The organism is Stenotrophomonas sp. 17(2023) (genome assembly GCF_030345315.1).
GTDB classification, from domain to species: domain Bacteria; phylum Pseudomonadota; class Gammaproteobacteria; order Xanthomonadales; family Xanthomonadaceae; genus Stenotrophomonas; species Stenotrophomonas acidaminiphila.
The window spans coordinates 3,236,141-3,261,554 of the sequence record NZ_CP128405.1; the positions used below are offsets into that span (position 1 = coordinate 3,236,141).

Annotated in this window: 21 protein-coding genes; 10 read left to right on the plus strand and 11 right to left on the minus strand. The window is 69.4% G+C overall.

The genetic code is table 11. The features are described from left to right. Positions 1-191: 191 nt before the first annotated feature. From QQA12_RS14700 to QQA12_RS14725, 6 genes are all read left to right on the plus strand, one after another. Positions 192-1,442, plus strand: a complete 1,251-nt coding sequence (locus QQA12_RS14700; protein ID WP_226049691.1) for an efflux RND transporter periplasmic adaptor subunit — start codon at positions 192-194, stop codon at positions 1,440-1,442. Between the two features lie 944 nt (positions 1,443-2,386). Further along, a complete protein-coding gene (locus QQA12_RS14705) occupies positions 2,387-3,073 on the plus strand; it encodes an ABC transporter ATP-binding protein (RefSeq protein ID WP_104939792.1) in 687 nt (228 codons plus the stop codon). 82 nt (positions 3,074-3,155) lie between these two features. Further along, positions 3,156-4,316, plus strand: a complete 1,161-nt coding sequence (locus QQA12_RS14710) for an FtsX-like permease family protein (protein WP_226049692.1) — start codon at positions 3,156-3,158, stop codon at positions 4,314-4,316. A gap of 10 nt (positions 4,317-4,326) precedes the next feature. Next, on the plus strand, positions 4,327-5,808 hold the full coding sequence (locus QQA12_RS14715) for an ABC transporter permease (RefSeq protein WP_226049693.1): 1,482 nt from the start codon (positions 4,327-4,329) through the stop codon (positions 5,806-5,808). A gap of 238 nt (positions 5,809-6,046) precedes the next feature. Continuing rightward, complete coding sequence (locus QQA12_RS14720) at positions 6,047-8,902, plus strand: TonB-dependent receptor (RefSeq protein ID WP_226049694.1); 2,856 nt, start codon at positions 6,047-6,049, stop codon at positions 8,900-8,902. 182 nt (positions 8,903-9,084) lie between these two features. Continuing rightward, a complete protein-coding gene (locus QQA12_RS14725; RefSeq protein ID WP_226049695.1) occupies positions 9,085-10,206 on the plus strand; it encodes an alpha/beta fold hydrolase in 1,122 nt (373 codons plus the stop codon). A 43-nt stretch (positions 10,207-10,249) separates the two neighbouring features. Here QQA12_RS14725 and rarD read toward each other — a convergent pair whose 3' ends face one another. The 6 genes from rarD to QQA12_RS14755 form a co-directional block, all read right to left on the minus strand. Continuing rightward, positions 10,250-11,161 (minus strand): EamA family transporter RarD, encoded by a 912-nt coding sequence (gene rarD, locus QQA12_RS14730; protein ID WP_182212682.1) that lies wholly within the window; start codon positions 11,159-11,161, stop codon positions 10,250-10,252. Beyond that, the gene (gene yedA / locus QQA12_RS14735) at positions 11,158-12,057 is read right to left on the minus strand and encodes a drug/metabolite exporter YedA (RefSeq protein ID WP_054667974.1); all 900 of its coding nucleotides are present in this window, start codon (positions 12,055-12,057) and stop codon (positions 11,158-11,160) included. The genes rarD and yedA overlap by 4 nt, the downstream gene beginning before the upstream one ends. A 346-nt stretch (positions 12,058-12,403) precedes the next feature. Further along, positions 12,404-14,056 (minus strand): M28 family metallopeptidase, encoded by a 1,653-nt coding sequence (locus QQA12_RS14740; RefSeq protein WP_226049961.1) that lies wholly within the window; start codon positions 14,054-14,056, stop codon positions 12,404-12,406. 84 nt (positions 14,057-14,140) lie between these two features. Then, complete coding sequence (locus tag QQA12_RS14745; RefSeq protein ID WP_226049696.1) at positions 14,141-15,139, minus strand: MBL fold metallo-hydrolase; 999 nt, start codon at positions 15,137-15,139, stop codon at positions 14,141-14,143. Between the two features lie 125 nt (positions 15,140-15,264). After that, a complete protein-coding gene (locus tag QQA12_RS14750) occupies positions 15,265-15,564 on the minus strand; it encodes a hypothetical protein (protein WP_182212679.1) in 300 nt (99 codons plus the stop codon). Between the two features lie 64 nt (positions 15,565-15,628). Then, positions 15,629-16,921, minus strand: coding sequence for a tryptophan--tRNA ligase (locus tag QQA12_RS14755; RefSeq protein ID WP_226049697.1), 1,293 nt, complete (start codon positions 16,919-16,921; stop codon positions 15,629-15,631). 109 nt (positions 16,922-17,030) lie between these two features. Here QQA12_RS14755 and QQA12_RS14760 point away from each other — a divergent pair, with 109 nt between their 5' ends. Beyond that, positions 17,031-17,813, plus strand: coding sequence for a hypothetical protein (locus tag QQA12_RS14760; protein WP_226049698.1), 783 nt, complete (start codon positions 17,031-17,033; stop codon positions 17,811-17,813). Between the two features lie 70 nt (positions 17,814-17,883). Here QQA12_RS14760 and QQA12_RS14765 read toward each other — a convergent pair whose 3' ends face one another. The 4 genes from QQA12_RS14765 to rocF all read right to left on the minus strand — a co-directional run bounded on the left by QQA12_RS14765 (position 17,884) and on the right by rocF (position 19,689). Next, positions 17,884-18,105 (minus strand): CsbD family protein, encoded by a 222-nt coding sequence (locus QQA12_RS14765; RefSeq protein WP_054667983.1) that lies wholly within the window; start codon positions 18,103-18,105, stop codon positions 17,884-17,886. A gap of 192 nt (positions 18,106-18,297) precedes the next feature. Next, on the minus strand, positions 18,298-18,432 hold the full coding sequence (locus QQA12_RS14770) for an entericidin A/B family lipoprotein (protein WP_056932450.1): 135 nt from the start codon (positions 18,430-18,432) through the stop codon (positions 18,298-18,300). A gap of 56 nt (positions 18,433-18,488) precedes the next feature. Then, positions 18,489-18,641: an entericidin A/B family lipoprotein gene (locus QQA12_RS14775; protein ID WP_056932451.1), complete on the minus strand. Its 153-nt coding sequence runs from the start codon at positions 18,639-18,641 to the stop codon at positions 18,489-18,491. 127 nt (positions 18,642-18,768) lie between these two features. Beyond that, positions 18,769-19,689, minus strand: a complete 921-nt coding sequence (gene rocF / locus QQA12_RS14780) for an arginase (RefSeq protein WP_226049699.1) — start codon at positions 19,687-19,689, stop codon at positions 18,769-18,771. A 214-nt stretch (positions 19,690-19,903) separates the two neighbouring features. Between rocF and hemN the strand changes: the two genes are divergently transcribed. Together hemN and QQA12_RS14790 are read left to right on the plus strand one after the other, a co-directional pair. After that, entirely contained in the window at positions 19,904-21,301 is a 1,398-nt protein-coding gene (gene hemN / locus QQA12_RS14785) for an oxygen-independent coproporphyrinogen III oxidase (RefSeq protein ID WP_226049700.1), read from the plus strand. 19 nt (positions 21,302-21,320) lie between these two features. Continuing rightward, positions 21,321-22,076, plus strand: coding sequence for a helix-turn-helix domain-containing protein (locus QQA12_RS14790; RefSeq protein ID WP_056932454.1), 756 nt, complete (start codon positions 21,321-21,323; stop codon positions 22,074-22,076). A 740-nt stretch (positions 22,077-22,816) separates the two neighbouring features. Here the strand turns inward: QQA12_RS14790 and QQA12_RS14795 are convergent. After that, positions 22,817-22,993, minus strand: a complete 177-nt coding sequence (locus QQA12_RS14795) for a hypothetical protein (RefSeq protein WP_226049701.1) — start codon at positions 22,991-22,993, stop codon at positions 22,817-22,819. A 56-nt stretch (positions 22,994-23,049) separates the two neighbouring features. Between QQA12_RS14795 and QQA12_RS14800 the strand changes: the two genes are divergently transcribed. Next, positions 23,050-25,326 carry a nitric-oxide reductase large subunit gene (locus tag QQA12_RS14800; protein WP_226049702.1) on the plus strand — a complete coding sequence of 759 codons (2,277 nt, stop codon included), beginning with the start codon at positions 23,050-23,052 and terminating at the stop codon, positions 25,324-25,326. The last annotated feature ends 88 nt before the right edge of the window (positions 25,327-25,414 follow it).

A 25,414-nucleotide genomic window follows, 5' to 3' on the forward strand; every position in this document is an offset into this window, starting at 1 on the left:
CGTGATCGATGGCGCCACGGTATCCAGCCGCGTCGCGGTTCCGCAGTGGCGGCGGTCAGGCCAGGCGGGTGACACCCGTCACCTGCGCGGTGGAAGCGCGCCACCTAGAATCGGTCCCCGCCACCGGCAGCCCGCCAGGGCCGGTTTGGGTTACCTTCCGTCACTTCTTCCCGCCTCCCGTTCCGGTACCGATGAACACCTCCGCCGACCTGCTCAAGGAACTCCGCATCGACCGCTCGGCCCCGCCGCCGACCGGCCCATCCGCCCCGCGCCGCTGGCTGTGGTGGGTGCTTGGACTGCTGGCGCTGCTGGTGCTCGCGATCGTCGCCGGCATCTTCTTCAGCCGCGGCAAGCCGGTGGTGGTGGAGACCGCGCCGGTGGTCGCCATCGGCCAGGACAGCGCCAGCACCTCGGTGCTCGACGCCAGCGGCTACGTGGTGGCGCGGCGCATGGCCACCGTGTCGGCCAAGATCACCGGCAAGGTGCGCGAGGTGATGATCGAGGAAGGCATGCGCGTGGAGGAGGGCCAGGTCATGGCCACCCTCGACCCGATCGACGCCAACGCGCAGCGCGCGCTCAACGCTGCCCAGCTCGACGCCGCGCGCAGCCAGGTCGAAGGCCTGCAGGCGCAGTTGCGCCAGGCCGAGGCCGACGCCCAGCGCCTGCAGCAGCTGGTGGGCCGGCAGCTGGTGTCGCGCTCGCAGTACGACCAGTCCGTGGCCCAGCGCGACAGCCTGCGCGCGCAGCTGGCCACCGCCCGCCACAACACCAGCGTCGCCCGCGACGCGCTGGCCATCGCCGACCTGGGCGTGGACAACAACGTGGTGCGCGCACCGTTCGCCGGCGTGGTCACCGCCAAGGCGGCGCAGCCGGGCGAGATCGTCTCGCCGCTGTCGGCCGGCGGCGGCTTCACCCGCACCGGCATCGGCACCATCGTCGACATGGACTCGCTGGAGATCGAAGTCGAGGTCGGCGAGGCCTACATCGGCCGGGTGCAGCCGAAGATGCCGGTGGAAGCGGTGCTCAACGCCTATCCGGACTGGAAGATCCCGGCCGAGGTGATCGCCATCATCCCCACCGCCGACCGCGGCAAGGCCACGGTCAAGGTACGCGTGGCGCTGAAGGTGAAGGACCCGCGCATCGTGCCGGAGATGGGCGTGCGGGTGAGCTTCCTGGAAAAGCCGGCGGCCGCCGGTGAGAAGAAGCCCGAGGGCGTGCGCGTGCCGGCAACGGCGATCGTGCAGCGCGGGCAGGACGCGGTGGCGTTCGTGGTCAACGGCGACGACACGGTGCAGGCGCAGGCGCTGAAGACCGGCATGGAAATGGGCAAGGACCGGCAGGTGCTGTCGGGCCTGTCGGCGGGACAGACGGTGGTGGTGAACCCGCCGCCGGCGTTGAAGGACGGCGACAAGGTGACGCTGGCCGGCGACGCGGCGCAGTGACCGGGCGCCCGGATGAGGACGCATGGCGCCGGGGATGGCTGATCCGTCCGGGCTCCATCGTTCCTCACCGCACCCCCGCTCCGCGCCCCGGCCCACGCTGGCGGCGTGGGCGCTCCAAGGCACGCGCGCCAGTGGCGCGCAGGCCGTGCCTTCTCCCCCGGAGGGGAGAGGGGCCTGAAAACTGAATTTCTGCTGTTGCTGTTGCTGTTGCTCGTGACTCTGCTCTCGCTTTTGATTTCCGGTTCCCTTCCGCAGCGACGGAGCCGACGGACAGGACCCCGCAAGGGGCGACGTGCATGGATGCACGTCGTTTTTCGACGAGACAGGGATGTCTCGTCGAAAAATCCCGCCGGCGGAGTGAACCCGGCGCGCGTAGCGCGTCGGGCGCGGAGGCAGGGCGTGCTTTCTTTGGGCCACCTTTCTTTGCACGAGCAAAGAAAGGTGGCTCGCTCCTGCGTAGCAGGAGTGAAAGCTCTGCTTTCAGGCTCCCGCTTTGGCTCTGCGTCTTGGCTGTTGTCGTGTAGTTCTGGAAAGCTGAAGCAACGGCAAGGGCAGGATCAAGAGCTTTCGCTCCCCTGCGGGGCGCGAGTTACTTCTCTTTGCCCGTGCAAAGAGAAGTAACCAAGAGAAACACGGGCCGGGACGCGATCCGCCGGGCTGCGCCCGCCGGTTCCCTGCGCTCCTCGCGGGCCAGGGGGCGGCGCACAACTCGCTTCGCTCAGACACGTGCGCCTCTACGCTCCCTGTCCCGCTGCGGTGCTCGGCCCGCTCTACGGCCGGGGAAGTCAGAAGCAGGAAGCAAAAGCAACAACCGCAACCGCAACCGCAACCGCAACCGCAACCGCCGCAGCATCGCCCCCATTCACCCGCTCCCGCCCCAGGCGGGAGAAAAAAGTAGAACGGCGCGGCAGCGCCACCCACCGCACCAGCGCAGAGGACCACCCATGACCGCCCTCGTCACCCTCCGCAACATCACCAAGACCTACCAGCGCGGCCCCGAGAAGGTGCAGGTGCTGCACGGCATCGACCTGGACATCGACCGCGGCGATTTCGTCGCGCTGATGGGCCCGTCCGGTTCCGGCAAGACCACCCTGCTCAACCTGATCGGCGGACTGGACACGCCCAGCGGCGGCGAGATCGCCATCGAAGGGCAGCGCATCGACCAGCTCGGCGCCGGCCAGCTTTCGACCTGGCGCAGCCACCACGTCGGCTTCGTGTTCCAGTTCTACAACCTGATGCCGATGCTCACCGCGCAGAAGAACGTGGAGCTGCCGCTGCTGCTGACCAACCTGTCGGCCGGCGAACGCAGGCGCCGTGCGCAGATCGCGCTGGCCCTGGTCGGCCTGGCCGACCGCCGCGACCATCGCCCCAACGAGCTGTCCGGCGGCCAGCAGCAGCGCGTGGCCATCGCCCGCGCCATCGTCTCCGACCCGATGTTCCTGATCTGCGACGAGCCGACCGGCGACCTCGACCGGCAGAGCGCCGAGGAGGTGCTCGGCCTGCTGCAGCTGCTCAACCGCGAGCACGGCAAGACCATCATCATGGTCACCCACGACCCGAAGGCGGCCGAGTACGCCACCCATACCGTGCATCTGGACAAGGGCGAGCTGGTCGACGCCCCGGTGCACTGAGGAGCGCGGCCATGAACAGACAACACGATCGCGGCCCTTCACCGCAAAGCCGCCCGCAGCGCGGCGCACAGGGAGGTGCGTCATGAAGTACTTCTCGCTGATCTGGGCGCAGTTGTTCCGCAGCCGCACCCGCACCCTGTTCACGCTGCTGTCGGTGGTCACCGCATTCCTGCTGTTCGGCATGCTCGATTCGGTCCGCGTGGCCTTCAGCAGCGGCGGCAGCAGCGTGGCCGGCGCCAACCGCCTGGTCGTCGCCTCGCGGCTGTCGATCACCCAGTCGCTGCCGATCCGCCTGGAATCGCAGATCCGCCAGGTACAGGGCGTGCGCGATGTCACCTACGGCATGTGGTTCGGCGGCATCTACCAGGACCCGAAGAACTTCTTCCCCAACTTCTCGGTGGCGCCCAACTATTTCGACGTCTACCGCGAGTTCGAGATCCCGAAGGAGCAGCTGGACGCATTCCACAACACCCGCACCGGCGCCATCGTCGGCGCCAGCCTGGCCAATCAGTTCGGCTGGAAGATCGGCGACACCATCCCGCTGCAGGCCACGATCTTCCCGCGTGGCGGCAGCAACGACTGGCCGTTGCAGCTGGTGGGCGTGTTCCACTCGAAGAACACCGCCACCGCGGCCAACGACGAGCGCCAGTTGATGATGAACTGGAAGTACTTCGACGAATCCAACGACTACATCAAGAACCAGGTGAGCTGGTACACGGTGACGCTGGACAACGCCGACCACGCCTCGCGCGTGGCCCAGGCGATCGACGCGATCTCGGCCAACTCCGACCACGAGACCAAGAGCCAGACCGAGTCGGCGTTCCAGCAGGCCTTCATCAAGCAGTTCGCCGACATCGGCATGATCGTCACCTCGATCATGGGCGCGGTGTTCTTCACCCTGCTGCTGCTGACCGGCAACACCATGGCGCAGGCGGTGCGCGAGCGCATCCCGGAGCTGGCCACGCTCAAGACGCTCGGCTTCAAGGACGGTACGGTGCTGATGCTGGTGATGGTCGAATCGGTGCTGCTGGTCGGCCTGGGCGGCGCCCTCGGCCTGGGCCTGGCGGCGCTGGCGCTGCCGCTGATGGCCCCCAAGACCATGGGCATGCTGCCGCCGCAGGTACCGCTGCAGACCTGGCTGATGGGGCTGGGCCTGATCGTGCTGATCGGCCTGGTCGTGGGCGTGCTGCCGGCGCTGCGCGCCAAGCGGCTGAAGATCGTCGACGCGCTGGCCGGACGCTGAGGAGCAGACCATGAAGAACAAACTGAAGTGGGTCCCTGGCCTGATCGCGTTGCTCGGTTTCGCGCTGCTGCAGTTCGGCACGCACAGATCGCTGCACCTGCTCGGCATCGCCCTGCTGGTCGCCTCCGCCCTCGGCGCATGGAAGCTGCTGCGCAAGCCCAGGCCGCGGCAGCCGCGGCAACGTTCGCGGAACTGGCTTTGGAACCTGCTGACCATCCTGCTGCTCGCCATCGGCCTGGGCGCCTGGATCGCACTGCCCTGGTTCGGCGTCGCCGCCGTGGCCGTGCTCATCGCGCTGTGGCTGCCGCTCACCCGCAGCGGGCGGCTGGCGCTGGCCGCCACCCGCATCGGCATTTCCAGCCTGCCGCAGCGCTGGGGCGCGTCGTCGGTGATCGTGGTCGGCATCGCCGGCGTGGTCGGCGTGCTGGTGGCGATGCTGGCGATGGGCGAAGGCTTCCAGGCCACGCTCAACAGCACCGGCGACGACACCACCGCCATCGTGCTGCGCGGCGGCTCGCAGGCCGAGACCAATTCGGTCATCACCCGCGACCAGGTGCCGCTGCTGGGCACGCTGCCGGGGGTGGCGCGCGACGCGCAGGGCCGGCCGCTGCTGTCGGCCGAGCTGTCGCAGGTGGTCAACCTGGTGTCGCGCGCCGACGGCACCGACGTCAACGCGCAGTTCCGCGGCGTCGGCGACATGGGCTGGGCGGTGCACGACAAGGTCAGGATCGTGAAGGGCCGGCAGTTCAAGCCGGGCCTGCGCGAGATCGTGGTCGGCGAAGGCGCGCAGGGCCAGTTCCGCGACATGGAGGTGGGCAAGACCCTCACCCTGGGCAACCAGACGTGGACGGTGGTGGGCGTGTTCGCCTCCGGCGACGCGCACGATTCGGAGTTGTGGACCGACGTGCAGACGCTGGCCACCACCTACCAGCGCGGCGCCTACCAGTCGATCAGCGTGCGTACCGAGGGCAAGCCCGGCTTCGAGCAGTTCAAGGCGGCGGTGGCGGCCGACCCGCGCCTGAAGCTGGACGTGGAGACCACCCGTGCCTACTACCGCAAGCAGGGCGGCGGGTTGAACACCCTGATCAGCATCCTCGGCACGGTGATCGGCGCGATCATGGCCATCGGTGCGGTGTTCGGCGCGCTCAACACCATGTACGCGGCCGTGGCCACCCGGGCCCGCGAGATCGCCACCATGCGCGCGATCGGCTTCCGCGGGCTGCCGGTGGTGACCGCGGTGATGCTCGAGACCATGCTGCTGGCGCTGGTCGGCGGCCTGCTCGGCTGCACGGTGGCGTGGCTGGTGTTCAACGGCTACAGCGTGTCCACCATCGGCAGCAACTTCAGCGCGGTGGTGTTCAAGTTCCACGTCTCGCCCGAGCTGCTGTGGAGCGGCCTGAAGTGGGCGCTGGGCATCGGCCTGGTCGGCGGCCTGTTCCCGGCACTGCGCGCGGCGCGGCTGCCGATCACCACCGCGTTGCGCGAGACCTGACGGCCAAGGGGGGCGGTGCGCGCGCACCGCCCACTTGGGTGACGACGACCGGCCGGCAATGGCGGAATCTCCCCCTTCACGCATCGATCCGTTTGGTCCATGATGCGCGCCCGCCGGGAAGCCGGTGGGCAGCGCAGCTGCATGGCACGGATGCCGCGTCCCTCCCCCAACGGTGATCGCATCTGTTCAGGGCGCCCTTCACGGGCGCTTTTTTTTCGTAGTCAGTAAAGGAAAACCGATGTACCTGAAGTCGACCCCGCTTCGTTCCGCCATCGCGCTGGCCCTGGCCACCGCATGCAGCGCCCCCGCCTTGGCGCAGTCCGGCAATGACGGCACCACCACCCTGGACCGCGTCGAGATCACCGGCTCGCGCATCCGCCAGGCCAGCGTCGAGAGCGCCAAGCCGGTCATCGCGCTGAGCCGCGCCGAGATCGAGAAGAAGGGCTACGTCAACGTCGCCGACATCCTGCAGGACGTCACCGCCGCCGGCGCGCCGGCGCTGAGCCGTGCATCGGCACTGTCCTCGGCGCGCGACTACGGCGGCATGTTCGTCAGCCTGCGCAACCTGGGCCCCGAGCGCAGCCTGGTGCTGGTCGACGGCCGCCGCATGGGCGTGAGCGCCGGCGGCTACTCCGACGTGGGCTCGATCCCGTCGGCGATCGTCGAGCGCGTGGAAGTGCTGACCGACGGTGCATCGGCGCTGTACGGCTCGGACGCCATCGCCGGCGTGGTCAACATCATCACCCGCAAGAACTTCGACGGCGGCCAGGCCAATGCCTACGTCGGCCAGTACGGCGAAGGCGACGGCCAGAAGCGCGCCTACAGCGCCACCTGGGGCAAGACCTTCGAGCGCGGCTGGGTCACGCTCGGCGCCGAGAAGGTGAAGGAAGACCCGGTGCTGGGCGGCGCACGCGAGTTCACCGCCTATCCGAACGGCCCCTACCACCCCGCCGATGGCCTCAACGGCACCACCGCATGGGGCTCGGTCACGGTCGATGGCAAGGTGCTCAGCGTCGGCCCCGGCGGCGACCCGTCGAAGGTGGAGGACTTCAAGCCGCTCGACCGTTCGGCCTACGCCAACACCAAGACCAACATGACGCTGCTGTCGGGCCTGGAGCGCCGCTCGGCCTTCGCCAACGGCGGCTTCCAGATCACCGACGACCTGCGCGTGGTCGCCGACGTGCTGTACAGCGAGCGCGAATCGGTCAAGCAGCTGGCGGGCTACCCCTACTCGGTGTCTTCGGCGCAGGCGGCCAGCGGCACCCGGGCGATGCTGTCCAAGGACAGCGCGTTCAACCACTGGGGCAAGGACGTGCTGTTCTCGCACCGCACCGAGGAATTCCCGCGCGCGACCAACAACAGCCTGACCACCAAGCGCGCCAGCGTGGGCCTGGAAGGCAGCTTCGAGACCGGCTCGCGCTTCTGGGACTGGAACGTGGGCTACATGTTCAACCGCAACGAGGGCGAGCGCCGCACGCTGCAGAGCATGTACCAGCCCAACGTCAACAAGGCGGTGGGCGCGTCCTTCATCGATGCCAATGGCGTGGCCCGCTGCGGCACCCCGGACAACGTGATCCAGGGCTGCGTGCCGTGGAACCCGCTGGCGCCGATGGGCAGCAACAGCCCCGGCTCGCTCAGCGGCGACCCGGCCGTGCGCGATTACCTGTTCCGCAGCTTCGTCGATGACATCCAGAGCACCACCAAGGTGGTCAGCGCCAACATCTCCGGCTCGCTGTTCAGCCTGCCGGCTGGCGACATCATGGCCGCGATGGGCGTGGAGCACCGCAGCGAGGAAGCCAGCTATACCCCGGACCTGATGGTGCAGAACGGCGAGATCGCCGGCACCAGCGGCCAGCCGACCCGCGGCGACTACACGCTGGACGAGGTCTACCTGGAACTGCAGGTGCCGCTGCTGGCCGACCTGCCGTTCGCACGCGAGCTGTCGCTGGAGGTGGCCGGGCGCTATTCGGACTACGACAACTTCGGCGGCACCACCAACGGCAAGTTCGGCCTGAAGTGGAAGCCGGTCGACGACCTGCTGGTCCGCGCCACCTACGGCACCGGCTTCCGCGCGCCCACTGTGGATGACCTGTACGGCGGCACCGTGACCACCCGCGACCGCATCACCGACCCGTGCGACCGCTCGTTCGGCGCCGCCGCGCGCAATGCCGAAGTGGCCGCACGCTGCACCGCCGCCGGCCTGGGCGCCGGCTTCCGCCAGAAGACCGGCGACGGCGAACTGGCCAGCACCTCCGGCGTGCAGGCGGTGACCGACTTCACCTCCGGCTCCAACCCGGAACTGAAGCCCGAGACCGCCAAGACCTGGACGGTGGGCGTGGTCTACAGCCCGGACTTCGTCAGCGGCCTGGACCTGAGCCTGGACTGGTGGAAGATCCGCATCGACAACGTCATCGTCGGCGAATCGGCCACCGACATCCTCAACCAGTGCTATGTGCAGGGCATCGCCTCGGCATGCTCGCGCTTCACCCGCTACACCTCCGGCAGCAACAAGGGCCAGGTCAGCGGCATGAACCGCTCGCTCAACAACGCCGGCTACCAGGAAACCGCCGGCTACGACCTCGGCGTGCGCTACCGCCTGCCGGAACTGGCCATCGGCCGCTTCGCGGTCAGCTGGAACACGACCTACGTCGACTACCTGTCGCGCAAGAGCGACAACGTGGACAGCACCCCGGTCGAGGAGTTCACCGGCTGGGGTGGCAACTTCCGCGTGCGCTCCAACCTCAACCTCGACTGGCAGTACGGCGACCTGGGCATCGGCTGGACCACGCGCTACTACTCGGGCATGAAGGAGAAGTGCTCGTACGACCTGGATGGCGGCCCGGAGTGCAACCTGCCGGACTTCCGTTCCCCGTACACCGACGTGCAGCCCAGCCGCAAGGTCGGCGCCAACACCTTCCATGACCTGCAGGTGCGCTACAGCCTGCCGTGGAACGGCACCGTGTCGCTGGGCGTGAACAACGTCTTCAAGCACGTCGGCCCGGTGATGTACAGCCAGCCCAACAGCAGCTTCACCTACTACGGCGGCTTCGACATCGGCCGCTTCATGTACATGAAGTACCAGCAGCGCTTCTGATCCCCGGATCCCGACCCGTTGCATCTAGCAAAGGCACCGCAAGGTGCCTTTGCTTTTTCCGGCGCCCGGCGCGGCGCGAAACCAAACACCACACAACGGTCATGCACCTGTCATCGACGCGCGGTAGAGCCGCCGCGACGCAGGCGCTACCGTGGCGGCCCTCCCCTTTCCGGATCTCCGCCATGCTGCGTTCGCTGGCGCTGGCCGGCGTCTGCGTGATGCTGGCCGGCTTCGCCCTGTCCTCGCCTATGCCCCCCCTGTCGCTCAGCGCGCGCCTGGCCGCGCCCGGCGGCACTTCGCCGATGGTGCCCAGCGCACGCATCGACGCCCTGCTCGCGCGCCTGCCGCACCGCCAGGGCATGGTCGCCGGCAGCGGTGGCGTGGCCCTGCACTGGCTCGCCTTCGATCCCGGCGACTACCGCCTGCGTTACCGCTATCTCGGCCAGGGCGAGCGCTTCCCCGAGTTCTCGATGCAGGCCAGCGCACCGGCGGCCGACGTGGCACCGGCCGCACCGCGCGGCACGGTGATCCTGCTGCACGGCTGGATGATGGACGGCGGCTCGCTGCTGCCGTGGGCGCTGCAGCTGGCGCAGGGCGGCTACCGCACCATCGCCCTGGACCTGCGCAACCATGGCCGCTCCGGGCAGGCGCCGTCCGGCTACGGCACTCGCGAGGGCGAGGATGTGGCCGCCGCGCTGCGCGCGCTCGACGCCCGCGGCGAGATCAGCGGCCCGGTGCACCTGCTCGGCGTGTCCTACGGCGCAGCCACGGCCATCTTCGCCGCGCGCGAGCTCGGCCCGCGGCTGCGCAGCGTGGTGGCGATGGAATCCTTCGACAACGCCGGCCAGGCGATCCGCGCGATGGTCCCGCACATGCTGTCGCGGCCGCCCGAGCGCCTGGGCGACTACCTCGCGCTGCCACTGGCCCGCTGGCAGTACGGCGGCAGTGGACTGGACGCGGCCATCGCCGCCGCCGACCGCCGGCTCGGCCTCGACCTGGACCGCGTGGACGTGGGCCAGGCGCTGGCGCAGGTGCCGGCCTGCGTGCTGCTGCTGCACGGCCGCGACGATGCCCACATCCCGGTCGCGCAGGGCCGCGCGCTGGCCGCCGCCGCGCCACGCGCGCGCTACCTGGAGCTGCAGGGCGAGGACCACCTGACCCTGCCGCTGCGGCTGGATCGCCTTGGCGGCGTGGTCCAGGACTGGTTCGCACGCGCCGGCAACAATGACGCGCCCTGCCCGCTGCCCACCGCGCCGGGGCCGACGCGCATGGCGGCAACGACTCCGCCGGAGCGGCATCGATGATCGCGGCCGGTCGCGTGGCCGGCGCGTCGCGACCGGGGGGCGCCTAGGCCGCGGCCGCCCGCTGGCGTGAGCGCGCGGCCGCGCGCACGCCGGCGACGGCGAACACCGCCAGCCCGGCCCAGATCAGGCCGAAGCCGACCAGCTGCGAGGACGCGAACGGTTCGTGCAGGACCAGCACGCCGATCAGGAACTGCAACGTCGGGCCGATGTACTGCAGCAACCCGACCACCGACAGCGGGATGCGGCGCACGCCGTAGGCGAAGGCGATCAGCGGCACCGCGCTGACCACGCCCGCCATCACCAGCAGCGCGTCGTTGCGCCAGCCCCAGCCGGAAATGAAGCCGCCGCCATGGCCGTTCTCGGCCCACAGCGCATAGGCCAGCGCCGGTGCCACCATGAACAGGCTTTCCACGCCCAGCCCGGTCACCGCCTCGACCACCACCAGCTTGCGCAGCAGTCCGTACAGGCCGAAGGTGATGGACAGGCCGATCGCGATCCACGGCGCGCGCCCGCTCTGCCAGGTCAGCCAGGCCACGCCCAGCGCCGCCAGCGCCACCGCCAGCCATTGCAGGCGGCCCAGGCGCTCGCGCAGCACCACCACGCCCAGCACCACGCTCAGCAGCGGGTTGATGAAATAGCCCAGGCTGGTCTCGACCACGTGGCCGGCGTTCACCGCCCAGATGTACAGGCTCCAGTTGGCACCGATCAGCAGGCTCGACAGGCCCAGCAGCCAGAACCGCCGCGGCGTGGCCCACACCTCGCGCAGCCAGCCCCAGCCGCGCACGATGGCCAGGCCGCCGATCAGCAGCACCGCGCTCCAGATCACCCGGTGGGCGATGATCAGGAACGACGGCACCTCGATCAGCAACCGCCAGTACAGCGGGAACAGGCCCCAGATGACGAACGCCAGGGTGGTGGCCAGCAGGCCGTTGCGGTGCTCGCGGGCGGGCGTCATGCGCGGCGCAGCCGGGCCAGGGTGATGACCACGACGCCGGCCAGGATCACCGCCATCGCGCCGATGTCGGCGGCGCTGAAGCGCTCGTGCGCGATCCACGCGCCCAGCGCCACCGCGATCACCGGGTTGACGTAGGCGTAGCTGCTGGCCAGCACCGGGCGCACGTTGTGCAGCAGCCACACATAGGCGGTGAAGGCGACGATCGAACCGAACACGGTCAGGTAGCCCACCGCCAGCACGCCCTGCAGCGATGGCGGCCCGTCCATGCGCTCACCGCGCAGCAGGCCGGCCACCACCAGGATCGCACCACCGCACAGCATCTGCCCGGCGGCGGTCATGAACGGCGACGGCAGGTCGCGCCCGCGCGACCAGATCGAACCGGCGGCCCAGCCCAGCGGCGCCACCAGCAGGAACACCAGCCCGGCCGGCGTGGCGGTCAGGCTGCTGCCGGCGTTGAGCCACAGCACGCCGGCGAAACCGACCGCGATGCCCAGCCATTCGCCACCGGCCACCTTCTGTCCGCGGAATGCCGAGAACAGCGCCATCCACAACGGCACCGAGGCCACCGCCACCGCGGCCAGCCCGGACGACACGTCGCGCTCGGCCATCACCACCATGCCGTTGCCCAGGAACAACAGGCTGAAGCCCATCACCGCCAGGGTCGGCCACTGCGCGCGGGTCGGCGCGGGCACGCCGCGCCAGCGCAGCAGCGCGTACAGCACGCCGCCGGCGATCACGAAGCGGGTACCGGAAATCACCGAAAGCGGCGGCATGCCGCCTTCCAGCGCCAGGTGGATGCCGAGATAGGTCGAGCCCCAGACCACGTACACGAGGAGCAGGGCCAGTACGACAAGGCCGCTCCGTGGAGCAGCCGACGTGGTGGGGGGCGCAGACATGGGGCAGGTACCGCCATCCGGGGAATGCGGATTCTAGGACACCGCGGCGCCGGCGATCAGCCCGAAAAACGGCATGCTGTATCCGCCGTGGCCGGCCCCGCGCATGCGTCACCCCCGCGGCCACCTTCCGGCATGCGCATTTCCGCCTCCGTCTCCGTCTCCGCACACGGCGCGGCACGGCACGTTGCCACGCTCCACCGGCAACGCACCCGGCGGCATGCCCGCCTGCGGATCGAGACGTGCCACCGTATCTGAGCGCATGCGCGGTGCGTGCCAGCCGACCGCGCGTTCCGCCTCGCAGACGAAACCGCGAGGCACGCGATGGCACGCGCCGGGCGTGCTGCGGTCAACGCCTGGCGGTGTCGCTCGCCTCGCGCGCGGCCTCGAACTCCGCACCCTTGTCCCAGGCCGGCCAGTGCCGGCTGTTGGCCAGTTCCAGGCCCAGGTCGTAGACCAGCAGCGTGTCGGCGGCCAGACCGCGCGCGTCCCACTGCGGCGACCACGCGTCGCAGGCCTGGTGGTAGCAGCGGGCGAAATAGGCATCGCGCAGCGCGCGGCCGGCGGCGATGCCGCCGTCGCGCTTGTCCAGGCCGGCGCCGAGGGTGATCGCCGGCACGCCCTTGCGGGCGAAGGCGAAGTGGTCGGCGCGGTAGAAGAAGCCTGCCTCCAGGTTCGGATCCGGCGACCAGCGGCGGCCGCGCGCCCGCGCGACGCGGTCCACGTCCGCTTCCAGCGAAACGCGGCCCTTGCCCCAGGTGGCGATATCGGCGGTCTCGCCGTCGGGACTGAACATCTCGATGTTCAGCACCGCGGCCGTGGTCTCCAGCGGCGCCAGCGGGTGCTCGGCGTAGTAACTGGCGCCCAGCAGTCCCTTCTCCTCGGCGGTCAGGGCGATGAAGTACAGCGTGCGCTGCGGGCGCGGGCCGGCGGCGAACACCCGCGCCAGTTCCAGCACCGAAGCCACGCCGGTGGCGTTGTCGATGGCGCCGTGGCGCACGCGCTCGCCGTTGGCGTCGGGCTGGCCGATGCCGAACGCATCCCAGTGCGCGGAGAAGATCACCGACTCGTCCGGGTGCGCGGCCCCTTCCAGCTTCGCCACCACGTTGCGGGTCACCACCGGCTCGCGCTTGATCCAGAAACTGGCCGACAGGCGGGCATCGCCCAGTGGCACCGGGCGGAAGTCCGCGCGCATCGCCTTGCGCTTCTCCGTCTCGAAATCCAGCCCGGCGGCGGCGAAGATCCGCTCGGCCAGCGTACGCTGCATCCAGCCGCGCAGCGGGGTGTGCAGCGCGCGCGCATCGGCCTCGCTGCGCTGGATGTCGAACAGCGGCGAGGTGCCCGAGGCCTTCACCGTCGCCCACGGGTAGGCTGCCGGCGCGGTCTCGTGCACGATCAGCACGCCATCGGCGCCGCGCCGCGCGGCTTCCTCGAACTTGTAGGTCCAGCGGCCGTAGTAGGTCACCGCCTTGCCGTCGAACGCGCCGGGCGCGTCGGCCTCGAAGTCGGCGTCGTTGATCAGCACCACGGCGATCTTTCCGGCCAGGTCCACGTCCTTGTAGTCGTCCCAGTGCCGTTCCGGCGCGTGGATGCCGTAGCCGACGAACACCAGCGGCAGGTCCTGCCTGTCGACCACGCCCTGCGGACTGAGGCTCTGCAGGGTCACGTCCTGCCCGTTGACCAGACGCGTGCGCTGCGTGCCCAGCTGCAGCCAGGCCTCGACCTCGCCGTCCACCTGCGCGCGCACCAGCGGCACTTCCTGCACCCAGCTGCCGTCCTTGCCACCGGGCTGCAGCCCGGCCTTGCGGAACTGCTCGACCAGGTAGTCGACGGTGCGCTGCTCGCCGGCGGTGGCCGGCGCGCGGCCCTCGAATTCGTCCGACGCCAGCACCCGCACATGCCGCGACAGCGCCTCCGGATCGATGCCGCCGCCAGGCAGGTCGTTGGCCGCACTGGCGATGCCGCCGACGAACAGGCAGGACGACAACAACAGCATGCGCATCGGGTTCACGGCGGTACCAACAGCGGGGAAAGCCGCGATTTTACCCGCAGCAGCGCAGCGTGGCGCGCACGCCTGTGCTGCGGTTCACGCGCCGCCCATCCCGGCTCCCGGCATCGTCGAAGGCGCCGCCTGCACGCCCTCGCCACGTGCCTGGCTGCGCCCGCGGTCCAGCCAGCACGCCAGCCCCTGTGCGTTGAGTTCGATGTCCATGTCGAGCACCCGCAGCACGCCGGCGTCGTCGAGCCGGCAGCCATGCGCGCGGGCGCGCTCCAGGTACAGCGCGCCCAGCGCCGCCACCAGTGCATCGTGGCGGTCGCCGCGACCATCGCAGGCACGCGCGATGGCGGTCATCGCGTCGATCTGCGCGTGCAGGTCGGCCGCCAGCCGCGCGGCGTCCTGCACGCGGCCGTAGTGGGTCAGGTACATCGCCTGCGGGGCCCGCGCCATCAGCCGCTCGATCGAGGCATGCAGGGCATCGGGCTCGAACTGCACCGGCGAGGTGGTGGGAATGATGAACGCCCCGCGGGCGCTGTCCAGTTCGCGGTAGGACAGGCCGAACGTATCGCCGGTGAACCAGCTGTGGCTGGCCGCATCCCAGACGCACAGGTGGTGGCGGGCATGGCCCGGCGTATCGATGCATGACAGCTCGCGCCCGCCCAGGGAAAGGCGGTGGCCATCGGCGGCCACCACCACGCGCGCGGCCGCCACCGGCACGATCTGCCCGTAGCTGCGCGCCATTTCCTGCTCGCCATAGACCGCGGTGGCACCGGCCACCAGCCGTGCCGGGTCGATCATGTGCGGCGCGCCGCGCGGGTGGACCAGCAGCCGTGCGTTGGGCAGTTGCCGCATCAGCGCACCGGCCCCGCCGGCGTGGTCCAGGTGGACGTGGGTCAGGATCACCCAGTCGATGGCGTCCACGCCGAGCCCGGCGTCGGCGATGGCGCCCAGCAGGCGCGGCAGCGCGTGGCTGGTACCGCAGTCGATGAAGGCACCGCGACCATTGCCGACCAACAGGTAGGCGGCATCGAAATGATCGCGCTGGAAGGCGGTGTCGATGACATGGATATCGTGTTCGGCACGCATGCGCTGGCTCCCTGGATGCACACCCGATGCTGTCATTGGCATGGACTGCACGGCAATACGGCTTTCGTCGCGCCGGAACCCGCGGATCGCGACCGTCGTCGTGCCCGCGGCCACGTCATGTCATGTCAGGCGCGGTACAGCACGCGCGGCCGCAGCAGCAGCGCCAGCACCATCATCGCCAGGAATCCGCCATAGGCGTAGAGCACCGCCAGGATCTGCCGCCACAGGCTGTCCGCATCGACTTCGGCCGCACCGATGCGGTACCCCCAATGCATAAAGCCGATGCTGACCAGCAGCGCCAGCAGCAGCATCGTGGCGTCGTACACGCTGCGCGCGCGGTGCCGCGGTTGCCGCGGGAACCACCAGTACAGCGCGGCCACCACCGCGAACCAGGGCAGGAACAGCAACAACGACAACCAGGCCATCGTCAGCTCCGTTGGGCGCACACCGGCATGGCGCGCGCCGTGGCAGGCGGCGCAGCGCGCCGTATCAGTCCGTTTCGCGCAGTTGGCGCAATGCCGCCAGCACCGCGTCGACGCTGGCCTCCAGGCGGAACAACTCACTCTGCAGCGCGTCGCCCTGCTCGGCCTGCTTGAGCACGGCGATCAACTGGCCGGCATCGCGCGGCGAGTCGAAGCCTTCGCTCTGCACCAGCAGCGTGCCCTCGCCGTCGAGCAGCTTGAAGTAGAAACGTCCGTCCTTCTCGCGGTACTGCTTGAACAGCGGCAGCGCGGCCTTGGCCGCGGCCACGGCCTTCGGCGCGTCACCGGCGCTGGACAGGTCGCGCAGGCCCACGGCGTGGCGCAGTTCCTTCAACAGCGGGATGGCGAACTGCTCGCGCAGCTGCTGGCCGCGCCTGCGCAGGATCGCCTCGATCTTCTCCGGCTCGGCCATCAGCGCGTTGTAGCGCTCGCGCAGCGGCGCCAGCTCGCTGTCGATGCGCTCGAACAGCTGCTGCTTGGCATCGCCCCAGCCGATGCCGGCGGCAAACGCCGCGGCGAACGCCGCGGTCTGCTCCGCGGTGGCGAAGGCCTGGTACATCTGGAACAGCGCCGAGCCCTCGGTGTCCTTCGGCTCGCCCGGCGCGCGCGAGTCGGTGACGATGGAGAACACCAGCTTCTTGAGCTCCTCGCGCGGGGCGAACAGCGGGATGGTGTTGTGGTAGCTCTTGCTCATCTTGCGGCCGTCCAGGCCGGCCAGCGTCGCCACCTGCTCGTCGATGATCACTTCCGGCAGGGCGAAATACTCCTTGCCATAGATGTGGTTGAAGCGCTGGGCAAAATCGCGCGCCATCTCGATGTGCTGGATCTGGTCGCGGCCGACCGGCACCTTGTCGGCATTGAAGATCAGGATGTCGGCGGCCATCAGTACCGGGTACATGAACAGCCCGGCGGTGATGCCGGCATCGTCGTCCAGCTGTTCCTCGCGGTTCTTGTCCACCGCCGCCTTGTAGGCGTGGGCGCGGTTGAGGATGCCCTTGCCGGCGACCACGGTCAGGAACCACATCAGTTCGGTGGTTTCCGGGATGTCGCTCTGCCGGTAGAACCACACCGTGTCCGGGTCCAGGCCGCAGGCCAGCCAGCTGGCGGCGATCTCCAGGGTCGAACGCTGGGTACGCTCGGGCTCCTGCGACTTGATCAGGCTGTGCAGGTCGGCCAGGAAGAAGAAGCTCTCGATCCCGGGCGCGCGGCTGGCAGCGATGGCCGGGCGGATGGCGCCGACGTAGTTGCCTAGGTGGGGGGTGCCGGAGGGGGTGATGCCGGTAAGGACGCGGGTAGTCATGAACGCAAACGTGACGGACGGATTAACCGGCCCAGTGTAACCGCCACGCGCCAACCCCGCCGCCCGCATCCATCCGTTCATGGCCCCGTCCCCCGCCACGGAGCCCGCCATGTACCGTTTCCTCGCCTGCCTGCTGCCCCTCCTGGCCCTGTGCGGCTTCCGCCCGGCGCCGCCCCTTCCACCCACGCCGGTGGCGCTGTCGCTGGTCGACCGCGAAAGCGGCGATGAAGCCACCGCATACCTGCATCGCGGGCAGCAGTGGGTCGCCGGCACCCCGGGCCACCGCTATGCCGTGCGCCTGCGCAACCTCAGCGGCGAGCGCGTGCTGGTGGTGCTGTCGGTGGACGGGGTCAACGCCATCAGCGGCCAGACCGCGGTGCCGGACCAGGCCGGCTACGTGCTCGAGCCCTGGCAGGAGAGCGACATCACCGGCTGGCGCAAATCGTCGGCGGAGGTGGCGCAGTTCGTGTTCACCGACCCGGGCGACAGCTATGCCAGCCGCACCGGCCGCCCGGCCAACGTGGGCGTGGTCGGCATCGCCGTGTTCGGCGAGGCGCGGCCGCTGTCGATCGCCCCGGCACCGGCGCCACGACCGGCGCCATTGCGCGCGCAGGAGGCAGGCGCCGACCGCGCGATGGACGCATCGGCAGCACGAGCCGCGGGTGCCGAGCGCCAGCAACTGGGCACCGGCCATGGCGGGCGCGAGGCATCGGCCAGCCATGCCACCGGCTTCGAGCGCGCCAGCCGCACGCCGGTACAGGTCAGCCAGATCCGCTACGACACCCGTTCGCGCCTGGCGGCGATGGGTATCGTGCCGGGCCAGCGCAGCGACCCCGCGCCACGCGCGTTCCCGGGCGGTTTCGTACCCGATCCGCCACCGCGCTGGCGCTGATGGCGCAGACAGCAGACGGGCCGCATGATGCGGCCCGTCCGGATACAGCCCAGGGGGAGCGTGCTGTGGCTCAGCGCCAGTCGGGGTGGTCGCGGTGCAGCGTATCCTGGAAATCGCGCACTTCCTTCTCGGCGCGATCCTTGGCCCAGCCATAACGCTCCTGCAGGCGCCCGGCGAGGTACTCCGCATTGCCTTCGGCCACCTTGAAGTCGTCGTCGGTCAGGTCGCCCCACTTGGCCTGCGCCTTGCCCTTGAGCTGGCTCCACTTGCCGGAAATGATGTCTTTGTTCATGCGTGTCTCCTTTCGGGGGATTGGCGGCAGCTCCGCCGCACGAACAGCATGCCGGCGCGGATGTTGGCAGGAGATCGACGATTTGTATGCAAGCGACGACGTTCTTGAACGGCGCTTCAGCTTGCACCGGCCGAGACAACGAAAAAGGCCGGCATGTAGCCGGCCTTTTCCGCGTCTGCCAGTCGCCGGGCATCAGCGCTTGGCTGCGTCCTCCACCTTCTCGCCGGCCTTCTGCACGTCCTTGCCGGCACCGGCAACGGTATTGCAGCCGGACAGCACCGCGATCGAGAACAACGACAGCATCATCAGGGCAACCGTGCGCTTCATGTCTATCTCCTGGATGGCTCTTGGATGGCGCGGCCCGCTGCGGGCCGCGGCGGGGGTCAACACTTGCCGTCGCTGCAGTCGTGGGCCTTGTCCTCGACCTTCTCGCCGGCCTTCTGCATGTCCTTGCCGGCGCCGGCGACGGTGTTGCAGGCGCTGAGCATCCCCGCCGAAAACACCGCCAGCAGGGCCAGCATCAGTACTCGCTTCATCAGGTTTCTCCTCTGCTCGACTGGCGGCCGCCGGGTGGCGACGCCGCGTGTGGAGAGGAATCTGGCGGCATTCACGTGCAGCGCGCGTGAACGCCACCGGCGCAGGTTCAGCGAGGTGGTGCCGCCGTCAATCGCGCATCAGGGTGGATTTGCCGAACAGGCTTTCGACCAGGTCCACCGCCAGCTTGGCGGTGCGGTTGCGGCGGTCCAGCAGCGGGTTGAGCTCGACGATGTCCAGCGAGCCCATCAGCCCGGTGTCGGCGATCATCTCCATCACCAGCTGCGCCTCGCGGTAGTTGACCCCGCCCGGCACCGTGGTACCCACGCCCGGGGCGATGCTCGGGTCGAGGAAGTCCACGTCGAAACTGACGTGCAGGTGGGTATTGGCGTCGATGCCTTCGAGCGCGGCCTCCATGGCCCGCTTCATGCCGCTCTCGTCGATGTAGCGCATGTCGTACACATCCACGTGGTGCTGCTTGATCAGGCGCTTCTCGTCCTGGTCCACCGAGCGGATGCCGATCTGCCGCACCTGCTGCGGCGAGATCGCCGGCGCGTCGCCGCCGAGCCGGGTCAGCGCGTCCGGGCCGAGCCCGCACAGGCACGCCACCGGCATGCCGTGGATGTTGCCCGAAGGGGTGACTTCGGAGGTGTTGAAATCCGAATGCGCGTCCAGCCACAGCACCCGCAGCTGCTTGCCCTGCCCGCGGCACCAGCGCGCCACCGCGGTGATCGAACCGATGCCCAGGCAGTGGTCGCCGCCCAGCATGATCGGCAGGCGGCCATCGCCCAGCTCGACCAGGGTCGCCTCCATCAGCGCATGGTTCCACGCGACCACTTCGTCCAGGTGCCGGTAGCCGTCCACCGGCCCGGTCCACGGGTTGCGCGGCCCCTGCAGGTTGCCGATGTCGCGCACGTCCACGCCACGCGCGGCCAGCGCCTCGGGCAGGCCGGCGATGCGCAGCGCCTCCGGTCCCAGGCGCGCGCCGCGGTGGCCGGCACCGACGTCGGTGGGCACGCCGATCAGCGAAACGGGACGATGAGTGGCCATGATTCCTCCGGAGCAAAGCGATGCAGTCTAGCGAGCGGCGGGTGCGGCCGCCCGCGGCAACGCAACAGCACGGTCCCCTGGCGGGGCTCGCGCCCCTGCCTGACAGCCCGGACGCACGGCGGTTTCCAGGCTCCGCAACCCAGCCCGGGCAAGGCGCAGGGCGGCGATTGACGCACGTCAAGGACAAGCCCGCGGCGCCTGCTAGGCTGCCGCAATGGCCACTCCGCCCCCCCTGTTCGACCCCGAGCTGCTGCGGCGCTATGACGCACCTGGGCCGCGCTATACCTCCTATCCGACCGCCCCGCAGTTCACTCCCGGGTTCCAGGAGGCCGACCTTGTCGAGATGGCGGCAACCAGCAACGGTGACCCGATCCCGCGCCCCCTGTCGCTGTACCTGCACATCCCGTTCTGCGCCAGCCCCTGCTTCTATTGCGGCTGCAACCGCATCATCACCCGCGACACCGCGCGCGGCGCCGCCTACCTGACCCGGCTGTACCGCGAGATGGCGATGATGTCCGCGCTGTTCGACCGCGACCGCGACGTCGAGCAGGTCCACTTCGGTGGCGGCACCCCCAACTTCCTCACCCCGGCGCAGATCGCCGAGGCCATGGACGTGCTGCGCCGGCATTTCTCCTTCGCCCCGGCCGCGCGCCTGGACTGCTCGATCGAACTGGACCCGCGCTTCATCAGCCCCGAACAGATCGGCGAGCTGGCCGCCGCCGGCTTCAACCGCGCCAGCCTCGGCGTGCAGGACTTCGACCCCGAGGTGCAGCGCGCGGTCAACCGCATCCAGAGCGTGGAGCAGACCCTGGCGATCATCGACGCCTGCCGCCAGCATGGCCTGCGCTCGGTCAACGTGGACCTGATCTACGGCCTGCCGCGGCAGACGCTGGAAGGCTTCTCGCGCACCCTGGACATCACCCTGCAGGCGCGGCCGGAGCGGCTGGCGATCTACGGCTATGCGCACCTGCCTTCGATGTTCCGCCCGCAGCAGCGCATCGACGCCAGCGAACTGCCCGCACCGGAAGCCAAGCTCGCGCTGCTGCAATGCGCAATCGACAAGCTCGGCCAGGCCGGCTACGTCTACATCGGCATGGACCACTTCGCCCTGCCCGACGACAGCCTGGCCGTGGCCCAGCGCAACGGCAGCCTGCACCGCAACTTCATGGGCTACACCACCCACGCCGAAAGTGACCTGATCGGCCTGGGCGTTAGCGCCATCAGCCATATCGGCCCCAGCTTCAGCCAGAACCCGCGCGACCTCGGCAGCTGGGAGCAGGCCATCGACCGCGGCCACCTGCCGGTATGGCGCGGCCTGCGCCTCGAGGAGGACGACGTGATCCGCGCCGATGTGATCCAGCGCCTGATGTGCCATGGCACCCTGGATTTCCGCGACATCGAGCAGCGGCATGTGATCGACTTCTCAACTTACTTCGCCACGGCGCTGGAGCGCCTGCAGGCACTGCAGGAGGACGGGCTGGTGGAGCTTTCGGGCGATGGGCTGGCGGCCACCTCGCGGGGACGGCTGCTGTTGCGTATCATCGCCATGTGCTTCGATCGCCACCTGCCCACCGCCGCCGCAGCAACACCGTGCTTCTCGCGTACGGTGTGACCCCGACGGGAGTGCCCGAATGAGTTCCCCGCTGGTCTTCCCGCGCACCGATGCGCGCATCGTCGCCGACGACGGCGACGCCCTGACGTTCTGTTCCACCTGCGCGTTTTCGCAGGCATGCCTGTCCGAAGGCATGGACAAGGGCGCGCTGGCCGACCTGCACGTACTGGTCGAACACGTCGGTCCGCTGCGTGCCGGCGAGCACGTGTTCCGCGAGGGCGACTCGTTCAGCGCGATCGCCGCGGTCCGCGCCGGCACGGTCAAGACCTACCAGACCGACCGCAATGGCCACGAGCAGGTACTGGGTTTCCACCTGCCGGGCGAGGTGATCGGTCTGAATGCGATCCACGGCGACCGTTACCCGTGCAACGCGGTGGCGCTGGATACGGTGATGCTGTGCCGCTTCTCGTTCCCGCGCATCGCCCTGCTGGCCACGCGCCTGCCCAACCTGCAGCAGCACCTGTTCAAGCTGATGAGCCGCGACATCGGCGTGGCGTCGCTGTTCGCGCGCGACAACAGTGCCGACGAGCGCATGGCGGCATTCCTGATCGGCCTGTCGCGGCGCCTGGCCGCACGCGGCTTCTCGCCGCGCCGGTTCCAGCTGACCATGGCCCGCACCGATATCGCCAACTACCTGCGGCAGGCGCCGGAGACGGTGAGCCGGGTGCTGCGCCGCTTCGAGCAGGAAGGCCTGCTGCACATCAAGCAGCGCGACGTGGAGATCCTCGACCTGCCGCGCCTGGAGGCAATGGCGCTGACGGTCCTGCGCGACTGAGTCCACTGGCGGCGCGTTTCAGTACAACCCAACCCCTGGAGCCCACCCCCGCGCGGGCGCTCGCCTGCTTACGCCATCACGCGTGCGGCAACGGTGATCGTGCCCGGTATTTGCTGCGCGGGCTGCTCGTTCCGCACCGGAGCCGGGGGTATGAACCCGAAGGCAGCGCGGGACGATGCACGCCGCTCTTCCAGGCAACAACAACGGACCGGAAGGCGCCGACGCGCGGCTTCGCCGCGGTGAGTGGGCCGACGCCGCCAGGCAACTGCCGCCTCCCTCGCCGCCTCGCCATCGGCACGCGTAGTAGATGCCACTGGCGGCTGGCGGCTGGCGGCTGGCGGCTGGCGGCACGTCGTACCGCGGCTGCAGAGCCGCTGCGCGCGTGACCCCGCGTTGTGCTGCGAACGGCGCATCGCGCGCCCGGCGGCTTCTCCATGCACGCGAAGGAACAGGCATTCCGTTCCGGCCGACAGCACCGAATCCCCTGTTCGCGTGAGCGGTCATGGCGGTGCCGTGGTTTGCCCTGTACAGCCCGTACGACAGCAGAAGCAGGGTCAGGGATTCCATCATTGGGCAGGTGACGGGTCACCCTGATCCGCCATACGGTTTCGAAAGACGTGTCCGTGCGCGCGCGAAGAGCATTGGACACGGACAGGCACTGACCCGCACGCGAACGGTCGGGCTGCGTGCGCCGGCTCCCTGCGCGGGTCTCGCGGCGCGTGCACGGCGTACACCCCGCGTCACCCGGACGCGTGCTCCACGTCGCCCTTCGGCGGCAGCGCTGCACGGCTCGATGCACCGTCGCCGGACGCCGCAGGACGCAGGAAACAAGCCGGAAAATGCGCGCTCACCGCACCCGCATGAAACACCGCCCGCGGCGCCCCGATGCAATTGCCGCGGTGCTTGACCTGCGTCATGGAGCCCCCTGGCGGCCACGCCGATGATGCGCCGGTATCCTCAGGAGAGCCGCAACATGAATTCCACACGCAAGCTATGGGTAGGGCTGGCGGCCCTGCTCATCGCCTCGTTCGCCGTCCTGCTATGGGTCGGCAGCGAGGTCCATCGCCAGGCCCCCCCTCTGCCCGAAAAGGTCGTGACCGAGGACGGCCGGGTCATCTTCACCCGCAAGGACATCGAGACCGGTCGCCAGGTCTGGCAATCGATCGGTGGCCAGCAGCTGGGCTCGATCTGGGGCCACGGCGGCTACGTCGCCCCGGACTGGGGCGCGGACTGGCTGCATCGCGAAGCCGAGGCCGTGCTGGACATCTGGGCCCGGCGCGAGGCCGGCGCCGAGAACTACAAGCAGCTCGACGCCGCCACCCAGGCCGCCTACACCAAGCGCGTGCAGAGCCTGCTGCGGCCCAACACCTACGACGCCGCGGACGGCGCGATCATCGTCGACAACGACCGCGCCGCGGCGATCGCCACGGTGGCTGCGCATTACGAGAGCCTGTTCTCGGCCGATCCGGCCACCGGCGAGCTGCGCGAAGCCTATGCCATGCGCAACGACACGGTGCCCGACGCCGAGCATCGCCGCCAGCTGACCGCCTTCTACTGGTGGGCGGCCTGGGCGTCGGTGACCGAACGCCCCGGCTCGGACATCACCTATACGGCCAACTGGCCGGCCGACAGCCTGGTCGGCAACACCGCGCCGCCAAGTACTTTCATCTGGACGGTGTTCAGCGTGCTGTTCCTGATCGCCGGCATCGCCCTGCTTGGCTGGCACTACGCGGTCAACCACGGTGATGAGATGGCCCCGGTGCTGCCGAAGACCGACCCGCTGGCCGCGATCAAGGTAACCCCGTCGATGCGCGCCACCGCCAAGTACTTCTGGGTGGTGATCGCGCTGTTCCTCACCCAGATCCTGCTCGGTGCCATCACCGCGCACTACCAGGTCGAAGGCCAGCAGGCCTACGGCTTCGCCATCGCCGACGTGCTGCCGTATTCGCTCACCCGCACCTGGCACACGCAGCTGGCGGTGTTGTGGATCGCCACCGCGTGGCTGGGCATGGGCCTGTACATCGCACCGGCCATCTCCGGCCACGAGCCGAAGTTCCAGCGGCTGGGGGTGAACTTCCTGTGGATCTGTCTGATCGTGATCGTGGTCGGCTCGTTCGCCGGGCAGTGGTTCGCGGTCATGCAGAAGCTGGGCCTGAAGCACAACTTCTGGTTCGGCCACCAGGGCTGGGAATACGTGGACCTGGGCCGCTTCTGGCAATGGTTCCTGTTCATCGGCCTGGTGCTGTGGCTGACCCTGGTCGGCCGTGCGCTGTGGCCGGCGATCAGGAACGGGGGCGAGTCCAAGTCGATCGTCAGCCTGCTGTTCCTGTCGGTGGTCGCCATCGGCCTGTTCTATGCGGCCGGCCTGATGTGGGGCGAGCATACGCACCTGTCGATGGTCGAATACTGGCGCTGGTGGGTGGTGCACCTGTGGGTGGAAGGCTTCTTCGAGGTCTTCGCGGTGGCGGTCATCGCCTTCCTGTTCACCCGCCTGGGCATGCTGCAGGTGAAGTCGGCCACCGTGGCCGTGCTGTTCGCCACCATCGTGTTCATGGCCGGTGGCGTGCTCGGCACCCTGCACCACCTGTACTTCACCGGCACCCCGACCGCGGTCATCGCGCTGGGCGCCAGCTTCAGCGCGCTGGAAGTGGTGCCGCTGGCCTACGTGGGCTTCGAGGCGTACCACAACTACCGCATGGGCAAGGCCACGCCGTGGATGGCCAAGTACAAGTGGCCGATCCTGTTCTTCATCGCGGTCTCGTTCTGGAACCTGGTCGGTGCCGGCCTGTTCGGCTTCCTGATCAACCCGCCGCTGTCGCTGTACTACATGCAGGGCCTGAACCTGACCCCGACCCACGGCCACACCGCGCTGTTCGGCGTGTACGGCATGCTCGGCATCGGCCTGATGCTGTTCTGCCTGCGCGGGCTCAAGCCGGACGTCGTCTGGAACGAAAAGCTGCTCAAGGCCAGCTTCTGGGCACTGAACCTGGGCCTGGCCGGCATGGCCGCCTTCACGCTGCTGCCGCTGGGCATCCTGCAGCTCAGCGCCGCGCTCAAGCACGGCTACTGGTATGCGCGCTCGGCCGAGTTCATGCAGCAGCCGATCGTGGACATGCTGGTGTGGATGCGCGTCCCGGCCGATACGCTGTTCAGTGTTGGCGCGCTGGCGCTGGCCTGGTTCGTGTTCCGCCTGTGGGTGGCGCCGCGCAAGGCGGCGGCACTGCCGGTGGGCGAGGCCGACCAGGCCTGAGCCGACGCATCGCATGATGCAACCGGGGAAGAGCCGCGCATGCGGCTCTTCCTTTTTGTGCACGGCGATCCGGAAGCCCGTCGTTGTT

Coding starts and splice junctions, on each gene's coding strand:
- QQA12_RS14700 (WP_226049691.1), top strand. CDS start 192: ATGAACACCTCCGCCGACCTGCTCAAGGAACTCCGCATCGACCGCTCG.
- QQA12_RS14705 (WP_104939792.1), top strand. CDS start 2,387: ATGACCGCCCTCGTCACCCTCCGCAACATCACCAAGACCTACCAGCGC.
- QQA12_RS14710 (WP_226049692.1), top strand. CDS start 3,156: ATGAAGTACTTCTCGCTGATCTGGGCGCAGTTGTTCCGCAGCCGCACC.
- QQA12_RS14715 (WP_226049693.1), top strand. CDS start 4,327: ATGAAGAACAAACTGAAGTGGGTCCCTGGCCTGATCGCGTTGCTCGGT.
- QQA12_RS14720 (WP_226049694.1), top strand. CDS start 6,047: ATGTACCTGAAGTCGACCCCGCTTCGTTCCGCCATCGCGCTGGCCCTG.
- QQA12_RS14725 (WP_226049695.1), top strand. CDS start 9,085: ATGCTGCGTTCGCTGGCGCTGGCCGGCGTCTGCGTGATGCTGGCCGGC.
- rarD (WP_182212682.1), bottom strand. CDS start 11,161: ATGACGCCCGCCCGCGAGCACCGCAACGGCCTGCTGGCCACCACCCTG.
- yedA (WP_054667974.1), bottom strand. CDS start 12,057: ATGTCTGCGCCCCCCACCACGTCGGCTGCTCCACGGAGCGGCCTTGTC.
- QQA12_RS14740 (WP_226049961.1), bottom strand. CDS start 14,056: ATGCGCATGCTGTTGTTGTCGTCCTGCCTGTTCGTCGGCGGCATCGCC.
- QQA12_RS14745 (WP_226049696.1), bottom strand. CDS start 15,139: ATGCGTGCCGAACACGATATCCATGTCATCGACACCGCCTTCCAGCGC.
- QQA12_RS14750 (WP_182212679.1), bottom strand. CDS start 15,564: ATGGCCTGGTTGTCGTTGTTGCTGTTCCTGCCCTGGTTCGCGGTGGTG.
- QQA12_RS14755 (WP_226049697.1), bottom strand. CDS start 16,921: ATGACTACCCGCGTCCTTACCGGCATCACCCCCTCCGGCACCCCCCAC.
- QQA12_RS14760 (WP_226049698.1), top strand. CDS start 17,031: ATGTACCGTTTCCTCGCCTGCCTGCTGCCCCTCCTGGCCCTGTGCGGC.
- QQA12_RS14765 (WP_054667983.1), bottom strand. CDS start 18,105: ATGAACAAAGACATCATTTCCGGCAAGTGGAGCCAGCTCAAGGGCAAG.
- QQA12_RS14770 (WP_056932450.1), bottom strand. CDS start 18,432: ATGAAGCGCACGGTTGCCCTGATGATGCTGTCGTTGTTCTCGATCGCG.
- QQA12_RS14775 (WP_056932451.1), bottom strand. CDS start 18,641: ATGAAGCGAGTACTGATGCTGGCCCTGCTGGCGGTGTTTTCGGCGGGG.
- rocF (WP_226049699.1), bottom strand. CDS start 19,689: ATGGCCACTCATCGTCCCGTTTCGCTGATCGGCGTGCCCACCGACGTC.
- hemN (WP_226049700.1), top strand. CDS start 19,904: ATGGCCACTCCGCCCCCCCTGTTCGACCCCGAGCTGCTGCGGCGCTAT.
- QQA12_RS14790 (WP_056932454.1), top strand. CDS start 21,321: ATGAGTTCCCCGCTGGTCTTCCCGCGCACCGATGCGCGCATCGTCGCC.
- QQA12_RS14795 (WP_226049701.1), bottom strand. CDS start 22,993: ATGACGCAGGTCAAGCACCGCGGCAATTGCATCGGGGCGCCGCGGGCG.
- QQA12_RS14800 (WP_226049702.1), top strand. CDS start 23,050: ATGAATTCCACACGCAAGCTATGGGTAGGGCTGGCGGCCCTGCTCATC.